Source organism: Streptomyces sp. CO7 (assembly GCF_053474865.1).
The window spans coordinates 110,642-118,744 of sequence record NZ_JBRIOU010000004.1; the positions used below are offsets into that span (position 1 = coordinate 110,642).

An 8,103-nucleotide genomic window follows, 5' to 3' on the forward strand; every position below is an offset into this window, starting at 1 on the left:
CTCCCCCGCTCCTCGTGTACGTCCCCGCCTACCCATGGGCCCCCTCCGCCTCGGGCACGCCGGCATAGGCGCCGGACGGTTCGATCCGCGTCCACCGGCCGGCCGGCCAGAGGATCCAGTCGGCCCGCCCGGTGACGTCCTCCACGGGCACCATGCCCCCGCCCGGCGAGCCCAGGTGGTCCCGGGAGTCGCGGGAGGCGGCGCGGTGGTCGCCGAGCAGGAAGAGTCTTCCGGCGGGCACCACCACGTCGAACGGCACCGCCGACGGGGCGTCGCCGGCCAGGAACGGCGACTCGTCCACCGCGCGCCCGTTGATCCGCAGCCGGCCGTCCCGGTCGCAGCAGACCACGCGGTCGCCGCCCACCCCGGCCACCCGCTTGACGAAGTAGCCGTCGCCGAACCGCGACCCGCCCTCGAAGACCACCACGTCCCCGCGGGCCGGTCCGTCGCCGAAGCGGTAGGCCAGCTTGTTCACCAGGACCCGGTCACCGGCCTCGAGGGCGGGCTCCATGGAGGAGCTGGGGATGCGGAAGGGCTGGGCGACGAACAGCGTGACGGCCAGGAGGAAGACCAGGCAGGCCCCCAGGGTCAGCGTGAGGCTTCCGCCGGGCAGCCAGTCGCGGAAGCCGCCCCCCTCCTGCGTGTCGCCGCCCTCGTCACCGTCCCCGGCGTCCGGGGCGTCCCGCCCCGCTCCCCGGGAAACAGCGAAGCGCGACCGCGCCTCCCCGTCCTGCGGCCGAGGAGAGTCCTCGGACGCGGTCGGGAAGGAGCGGTCGCGCTCCTGGTGCTGAGCTTCGGTGTCCATAGGGGGCAGATGCTATCCGGCCCCCGCCGGCACACCGGCGCGAGCTCAGTTGTCGCGCTTCTCCTTGATCTTCGCCGCCTTGCCGCGCAGCTCGCGCAGGTAGTACAGCTTGGCGCGACGCACGTCACCGCGGGTGACCAGCTCGATCTTCTCGACGATCGGGGTGTGCACCGGGAAGGTGCGCTCGACGCCGACGGAGAACGAGACCTTGCGGACCGTGAAGGTCTCGCGGACACCGGCGCCCTGGCGGCGGATGACGACGCCCTTGAACTGCTGCACACGGGAGCGGTTGCCCTCGATGACGCGGACGTGGACGTTGACGGTGTCACCCGGGCGGAAGGCCGGGACGTCGCTGCGCAGCGACGCGGCGTCGACGGAGTCGAGCAGGTGAGACATTTCGTCTGCTTTCTTCGCTGATGCCACAGGTCATCAACGGGAGCTAGGTTTCATCGGGAGAACGTCGCCGTGGCCGGGACGCCGCGTCGTGTCCCCCTGTGGCAGGGGCGCGGACCGGGCCACACACAACAGCGGCCTATTCTTCCACGTCTTCGACGCGTCGCCAAAACCGCCCGTGCGCTCCGGCTCCGGGGTCGGGCGCCCAGCCGAGGATGGAGAGCATCTCGCGGTCCTTCTTGTCGAAGGCCTCGGGGGCGGTGCGCTCGATCAGGTCGGGCCGGTGGGCGGTGGTCCGGCGCAGCGCCTCGTCACGGCGCCAGCGGGCGATCTTCCCGTGGTGGCCGCTCAGCAGCACCTCGGGGATCCCGCGGCCCCGCCAGACGGGCGGCTTGGTATGGACCGGCCCCTCCAGCAGGTTGGCCATGGCGCCCGGGGCGAAGGAGTCGTCGCGGTGCGACTCGGCGTTTCCGAGCACGCCCGGCAGCAGACGGGCCACCGCCTCGGTGACCACCAGGACGGCGGCCTCGCCGCCGGCCAGCACGTAGTCGCCGATGGAGACCTCGTACACCGGCATGCGGGTGGCGTACTCGTCGATCACCCGGCGGTCGATGCCCTCGTAGCGGGCCGGGGTGAAGACCAGCCAGGGCCTGGCGGAGAGCTCCACGGCCAGTTCCTGGGTGAACGGGCGGCCGCTGGGCGTCGGCACGACCAGCACGGGGGCGCCGGCGCCTGCCTCGTACCCGTCGGCGAGGACCTCGTCGAGGGCGTCCCCCCACGGCTCGGTCTTCATGACCATGCCGGGGCCACCGCCGTAGGGGGTGTCGTCGACGGTGTTGTGCCGGTCGTAGGTCCAGTTCCGCAGGTCGTGGACGCCGACGTCGAGCAGCCCGCGGGCGCGGGCCTTGCCGACCAGGGAGACGTTCAGCGGCTCCAGGTACTCCGGGAAGATGGTGACGACGTCGAGACGCATCAGCCCTGGTCCCGCTTCGTCTCGTCGTCGGCCCGCTCGCCGGACGCCTGCTCCTCGCCGGACGCCTGCTGCTCGCCGGAGGCCTCCTCCTCGGCGGACGCCGAGGCCTGCTCCTCCGCGGCCGCGTCGCGGGCGGAGGCGATCTCGGCGCGCTCGTCGATCAGCCCGGGCGGCGGGTCGATCACGGCCCGCTGCTCCTCGAGGTCGATCTCCACGACGATCTCCTGGACGAACGGCACGTAGACCTCGCTGCCGTCGGGACGCTCGACCACGAAGAGGTCCTGCGAGGGCAGGTGGGAGATCTCGGTGATCCGGCCCACCTCCTCGCCGTCCACGGTCACCACGTCCAGGTCCATCAGCTGGTGGTCGTAGTACTCGTCCTCCTCCTCGGGCAGTTCCTCGGGGTCGACGTCCGCGATGAGGAGGGTGTTGCGCAGCGCCTCGGCGCCGGTGCGGTCCCGCACGCCCTCGAAGCGCAGCAGCAGCCGGCCGCTGTGCACCCGTCCCGTCTCGATGGTCAGCGGGCCGACCGAGGCCGGGTCGGTGGCCAGGACGGCGCCGGGCGCGAGCCGCAGCTCCGGCTCGTCGGTACGTACCTCGACGGTGACGTCGCCCTTGATGCCGTGGGCGCGGCCGATCCGTGCGACTACCAGCTGCACTGTGCTTGCTCTCCTGGTCGGGACTGCGGGGGACGGACCCGAGGTCGGGAACGACGCCGGGAACGACGTCGGGCCGGGGACGGCTGTGAGGCCGTCCCCGGCCCGAGCCGGTGTTGCGTGTGTCAGCGGACGTCGTCCACGTCGACCAGGTCGACACGGACGCCGCGACCGCCGATGGCGCCCACGACGGTTCGCAGGGCGCGAGCGGTGCGGCCGTTACGGCCGATCACCTTGCCGAGGTCGTCCGGGTGGACCCGGACCTCGAGCACGCGCCCGCGACGCAGGTCGCGGGAGGCGACCTGCACATCGTCAGGGTTGTCGACGATGCCCTTCACGAGGTGCTCGAGAGCCTCCTCGAGCATGCTCAGGCCTCGGTCGACTCAGCCGGAGCGGACTCGGCAGCGGCCTCGTCCTTCTTCTCGGCCTTCTTCTTCTGGGTGATGGCCTCGCCCTTGCCGGTGTCCTCGCCGCCGAGCGCCTCGAAGGACGGACGCGCCGGCTTCTCGGCGCGCTGAAGCAGCGGCGCGGGGGCGGGCTCGCCCTTGAACTTCTGCCAGTCGCCGGTCTTCTTGAGGATGGCGAGAACCGGCTCGGTCGGCTGGGCGCCGACGGAGAGCCAGTACGCGACACGCTCGGCGTCGACCTCCATCACCGACGGGTTGTACGTCGGGTGGTACTTGCCGATCTCCTCGATCGCCCGGCCGTCACGGCGGGTACGGCTGTCGGCGACGACGATGCGGTAGTGAGGCGAACGGATCTTGCCCAGACGCTTCAGCTTGATCTTGACTGCCACGGGAGTGGAATCTCCTGGAATTGACGTGGTTGGGCGCGACGGGAAGCCGCGTGGGGTTGCGGCACCGAGTGCCCGATGGACGCGTCAGCCGGAGGAGAGAGGGGTCCTGTGCGACTGTCGAGTACAGCTGGCCATTCTGCCATATGACCGGCCCCGGATCCGAACGGGGGCGTACGGGGCCCGCGCAGGGCCGGCGTCCACGATGCGCCGGCTCCACGCGGGACCCGCGCCGCCTCAGCTCGCCGCGGCGAGCGGCTCGGGCTCGGGGATCCTGAAGGGCTTCCCGCAGCCCCCGCAGACGATGGGCGCCTGCGCCAGGACGGAAGGAACGACACGTACGTTGCGGCCGCAGTCGCAGACGGCCTTGACCCGCACACCTCCCCCCGAGGAACCGTGACGGGCCGCAGGGCCCCGGAAGGTGCCGGCCGTGTCCGACGCCACAGCCGCGTTGTGCGCCTTGAGGGCGCGCTGCAGCCGTTCGATCGTGGGCCGGTACCGGCGCTTGGCCTCGGGCTTGAGCGTGACCAGCGAGAAGCCGCTGCTGGGATGCGGCTCCTCGGAGTGGTCGAGCCCGAGCTCCTCGGCGATCGCCAGGAACCTGCGGTTGTGGTAGCGGCCGGCCCGCGACGTGTCGCGAATGCCACGGGCGGCGGCGATGCCGTGGACTGCCTCATGGAGGAGTCGCTCGAAGGAGAGTTCGTGTCCACAGGCGGACGAGGACTCCCCGATCAGTGATTCGGGCGCGGCCAGGTCAGGCAGCTCGGGATGGTGCCGTTGGATGTCGGCCCATGCCTGTGCCAGCTCGGCGGCGAGAACTGGTGGTGTCGTGCTCACGTAATGACAACGACGCCGCGCCCCTCCGTGTTCCTATTCCGGGGCATCTCAAATAATTTGCACGTACCCGTCAGTTCTCTCTGATGCGTCCGGACGAGGACGGGTGCGCTGATCTGCGCAGAAGGCCGACGTCTCACCGCAAGCCGGTACGTAGTCACACGTACGTACAGGGCGGTACCCGGCGCACGAGGCTCGACGTGCGCCCCGGCGCGCGCCACAGCTTGGCGCGATTACGACGTGATCGCGAGGTTACACCCCGTTAGGCCGAAGCCTGACGGCGGGTCCCGGTTCACGAATCCTCACCCTTCCTGACGCGGCACCCCCGTCTCCGGTTGCCCTCCGGGTTACCGGTATGTGAAATCTCGCCTTATACGCCCGCATCCGGCAATGGGGTGTCCAAGCGCCCTGGACGGGACAGCGTCCTAGCAGTTACCTGGCATACGGGGGGAAGCCGGGGCACGGACGGGGGCGGCGCGGCGCACGACGACGGCACGGACGGCACGGACCGACGGACGGCCGGAAAGCGGCAACACTTCGGCGATTGGGGCGCTACATGACATCCACTCTCCTGCGACCTCACCCTCCCCGTACGACCCGGACCACGGGGGCGGGCCCGCGGGCGCTGGCCCGCGACTGGTCCGAGATCCAGGAACGCATGCTGGTCCCGCTCTACGAGGCCGTGCACACGCGCCTGGGCGTGGGCCCGGGCACCCGCCTGCTGGGGCTCGGCTGCGGCTCGGGGCTGGCCCTGCTGATGGCGGCGGCGCGCGGCGCCGACGTCACCGGCGTGGAGAGCGACTCACCTGAACGGCTCAACCTGGCGAGGGAAAGGCTCGCGGCCCACCTCACGGCCCACGAGGAGGGCGCCGGCGCCCCGGCCCCGGCGGGCGCCGCGCGGCTGGCCGAGCAGCCGCCGGCCCGGGCGCGGGCGTACACCGTGGTGACGTCGCTGGAGCCGGTCGGCTGCCTGACCGGGGACACCGACGCCCTGGTCGCCCGGCTGCGGGACGCGGCGCCGCTCGCCGAGCGCGGCGCGGCCGTGGTGCTGACCGGGTGGGGGCCGCCGGAGCGGTGCGCGACGACGGCGGTGCTGCGGGTCGCGGAGCGGCTGGCGGAGCCCCGGGCGCCGGGGAGCTGGCGGCCGGCCGGCCGGGACGACCTGGAGGACGTGGCCCGGCGGGCCGGTCTGGTCCCCGACGGCTCGGGCCGGGTCTCCTGCCCCTTCGGCTACGCGGGGACCGACAGCGCGGTGCGCGGCCTGTGGTCGACCGGGCTGTTCGACGCGGCGGCCGCCGCCACGGACCACGACCAGGTCGACAAGGAGCTGCGCGAGGCCCTGCACCCGTACGTGCGCCAGGACGGCACGGTGTGGATGCCGAACGTGTTCCGCTACCTCGTCGCCCGCACCCGCTGACGCGTCGCCGGGCCCTCACCGGGCCCGCCGTCGGGTCCCTGAACGCGAGAGCCGGGTGCGCCCCCGTGAGGGGGCGCACCCGGCTCGGCGTCGCGCGGGATCCCGCGCGACGGTGCGTGGACCGACGCGTCAGCCCATGAACTTCTTGAACTCGTCGGGGAGTTCGAAGTTCTGGGCGTCCTGCTGGGGCAGGCCGAAGGCGTTGCCGCCCTGCGCGGCGGCGGCCTCGCGGCGCTGGGCCTCCTCCAGCTCCTGCTGCTTGCGCTTCATCGGGTTGCCGGAGCGCTGCTTGCCCTTGGCCTTCTTCTGCTGCTTCTTCTGGCGGTTCGGGCCGCCGCCCATGCCCGGCATCCCCGGCATGCCGGGCATCCCGCCGCCCTGGGCCATCCGGGACATCATCTTGCGGGCCTCGAGGAACCGCTCGATCAGGTTCTTCACCGCGCTGACCTCGACGCCCGAGCCCTTGGCGATACGGGCGCGGCGGGAACCGTTGATGATCAGCGGGTCGTTGCGCTCGCCGGGGGTCATCGACTTGATGATCGCCGCGGTGCGGTCGACCTCGCGCTCGTCGAGGTTGTTGATCTGGTCCTTGATCTGGCCCATGCCCGGGAGCATGCCGAGCAGCTTGGAGATCGACCCCATCTTCCGGACCTGCTCCATCTGGGACAGGAAGTCGTCGAGGGTGAACTCCTGGCCCTTCTTGGAGGCCAGCTTGGAGGCCATCTTCTCGGCCTCGGCCTGGTCGAAGGTCTTCTCCGCCTGCTCGATCAGGGTGAGCAGGTCACCCATGTCGAGGATGCGGGAGGCCATCCGGTCCGGGTGGAAGGCGTCGAAGTCGTCGAGCTTCTCGCCGTTCGAGGCGAACATGATCGGCTTGCCGGTGATCGACGCGATCGACAGGGCCGCACCACCGCGGGCGTCGCCGTCGAGCTTGGAGAGCACCACGCCGTCGAAGCCGACGCCGTCGCGGAAGGCCTCGGCCGTGTTGACCGCGTCCTGACCGATCATCGCGTCGACGACGAAGAGGATCTCGTCCGGGCTCACCGCGTCCCGGATGTCGGCGGCCTGCTGCATCATCTCGGCGTCGATGCCGAGGCGGCCGGCGGTGTCCACGATCACGATGTCGTGGACCTTGGACCGCGCGAAGTCGAGGGAGTCCTTGGCGACCTTCACCGGGTCGCCGACGCCGTTGCCCGGCTCCGGCGCGTACACCGCGACACCGGCGCGCTCGGCGACGACGCTCAGCTGGTTGACGGCGTTGGGGCGCTGGAGGTCGGCCGCGACGAGCAGCGGGGAGTGGCCCTGGTCCTTGAGCCACTTGCCGAGCTTGCCCGCGAGGGTGGTCTTACCGGCACCCTGCAGACCGGCCAGCATGATCACCGTCGGCGCGGTCTTGGCGAAGCGCAGCCGGCGGGTCTCACCGCCGAGGATGGTGACCAGCTCGTCGTTGACGATCTTGATGACCTGCTGGGCCGGGTTCAGCGCCTTCGAGACCTCGGAGCCGAGGGCACGCTCCTTGACGCTCTTGATGAAGGAGCGCACGACCGGCAGGGCGACGTCCGCCTCGAGGAGCGCGATACGGATCTCGCGCGCCGTGGCGTCGATGTCAGCCTCGGAGAGCCGGCCTTTCCCGCGGAGGTTTTTGAAAGTCGCGCTGAGGCGGTCGGAGAGGGTATCGAACACGGCGCTCGTCGGTCCTCGGTGTCGGGGGCGGATGAATGTGGTGTCCAGGGTATCCGCCCCGGACCCCTCCCGGTCCCTGCCGGTGGCTTCCCGCCCGCGCGTACACCGCGCGGGCGGTCGGGGCGACCGCGCGAGGGGGTGCGGGGGTCAGGTGGTGCGGAGGGTGTGTTCGAGGCCGTGGGCGACCTCGGCGGCCTCGGCGTCGGGGAGGGGTTCGCCCTTGACGTCCGTCACGTAGAAGCTGTCGACCACGTTGGCCCCCAGCGTGCTGACGTGCGCGCTGCGCACCCTGACCCCCGCCGTCTCCAGGGCCCGGCCGATCCGGTGCAGCAGCCCCGGCGCGTCGTGCGCCCGGACCTCGATCACCGTGGCGTGCCGGGAGGCCGCCGGGGCGACGGTGACCTGCGGGGGCGCCGCCGGTCCTCCGCGACGGCGCGGGTAGGCGGCGTCGCGCTCGGCGAGGCGGGCCGCGATGTCGAGGGAGCCGTCCAGCGCGCGGACCAGGTCGGCGCGGAGCCGGGCGGCCTGCGGGAGGGAGCCGTACTCGGC

At 71.9% G+C, this 8,103-nt stretch carries 10 protein-coding genes; 1 reads left to right on the forward strand and 9 read right to left on the reverse strand.

Annotation, left to right across the window (positions count from 1 at the left end):
* Positions 1-28: 28 nt before the first annotated feature.
* The 7 genes from lepB to ACOV8S_RS13215 form a co-directional block, all read right to left on the reverse strand.
* Entirely contained in the window at positions 29-805 is a 777-nt protein-coding gene (gene lepB, locus ACOV8S_RS13185) for a signal peptidase I (RefSeq protein ID WP_448318015.1), read from the reverse strand.
* A 45-nt stretch (positions 806-850) separates the two neighbouring features.
* Positions 851-1,201, reverse strand: coding sequence for a 50S ribosomal protein L19 (rplS, locus tag ACOV8S_RS13190; protein WP_020128707.1), 351 nt, complete (start codon positions 1,199-1,201; stop codon positions 851-853).
* A gap of 136 nt (positions 1,202-1,337) precedes the next feature.
* Positions 1,338-2,171, reverse strand: coding sequence for a tRNA (guanosine(37)-N1)-methyltransferase TrmD (trmD, locus tag ACOV8S_RS13195; protein ID WP_448318016.1), 834 nt, complete (start codon positions 2,169-2,171; stop codon positions 1,338-1,340).
* A complete protein-coding gene (gene rimM, locus ACOV8S_RS13200) occupies positions 2,171-2,830 on the reverse strand; it encodes a ribosome maturation factor RimM (protein ID WP_448318017.1) in 660 nt (219 codons plus the stop codon). Before rimM ends, trmD begins: the two co-directional genes overlap by 1 nt.
* A gap of 122 nt (positions 2,831-2,952) precedes the next feature.
* The gene (locus tag ACOV8S_RS13205) at positions 2,953-3,192 is read right to left on the reverse strand and encodes an RNA-binding protein (protein ID WP_108954184.1); all 240 of its coding nucleotides are present in this window, start codon (positions 3,190-3,192) and stop codon (positions 2,953-2,955) included.
* A 2-nt stretch (positions 3,193-3,194) separates the two neighbouring features.
* Positions 3,195-3,623 (reverse strand): 30S ribosomal protein S16, encoded by a 429-nt coding sequence (gene rpsP / locus ACOV8S_RS13210; RefSeq protein WP_351112121.1) that lies wholly within the window; start codon positions 3,621-3,623, stop codon positions 3,195-3,197.
* A gap of 234 nt (positions 3,624-3,857) precedes the next feature.
* The gene (locus ACOV8S_RS13215) at positions 3,858-4,457 is read right to left on the reverse strand and encodes a hypothetical protein (RefSeq protein WP_108954186.1); all 600 of its coding nucleotides are present in this window, start codon (positions 4,455-4,457) and stop codon (positions 3,858-3,860) included.
* A gap of 553 nt (positions 4,458-5,010) precedes the next feature.
* Between ACOV8S_RS13215 and ACOV8S_RS13220 the strand changes: the two genes are divergently transcribed.
* The gene (locus ACOV8S_RS13220; RefSeq protein ID WP_448318018.1) at positions 5,011-5,871 is read left to right on the forward strand and encodes an SAM-dependent methyltransferase; all 861 of its coding nucleotides are present in this window, start codon (positions 5,011-5,013) and stop codon (positions 5,869-5,871) included.
* Positions 5,872-6,000: 129 nt separating this feature from the next.
* On the opposite strand, the gene ffh is transcribed toward ACOV8S_RS13220, so the two are convergent.
* A complete protein-coding gene (ffh, locus tag ACOV8S_RS13225) occupies positions 6,001-7,554 on the reverse strand; it encodes a signal recognition particle protein (RefSeq protein ID WP_448318019.1) in 1,554 nt (517 codons plus the stop codon).
* A 147-nt stretch (positions 7,555-7,701) separates the two neighbouring features.
* The coding region (locus ACOV8S_RS13230) for an ACT domain-containing protein (protein ID WP_448318020.1) at positions 7,702-8,103 on the reverse strand (402 nt) is incomplete at its 5' end.

Coding starts and splice junctions, on each gene's coding strand:
- lepB (WP_448318015.1), bottom strand. CDS start 805: ATGGACACCGAAGCTCAGCACCAGGAGCGCGACCGCTCCTTCCCGACC.
- rplS (WP_020128707.1), bottom strand. CDS start 1,201: ATGTCTCACCTGCTCGACTCCGTCGACGCCGCGTCGCTGCGCAGCGAC.
- trmD (WP_448318016.1), bottom strand. CDS start 2,171: ATGCGTCTCGACGTCGTCACCATCTTCCCGGAGTACCTGGAGCCGCTG.
- ACOV8S_RS13205 (WP_108954184.1), bottom strand. CDS start 3,192: ATGCTCGAGGAGGCTCTCGAGCACCTCGTGAAGGGCATCGTCGACAAC.
- ACOV8S_RS13220 (WP_448318018.1), top strand. CDS start 5,011: ATGACATCCACTCTCCTGCGACCTCACCCTCCCCGTACGACCCGGACC.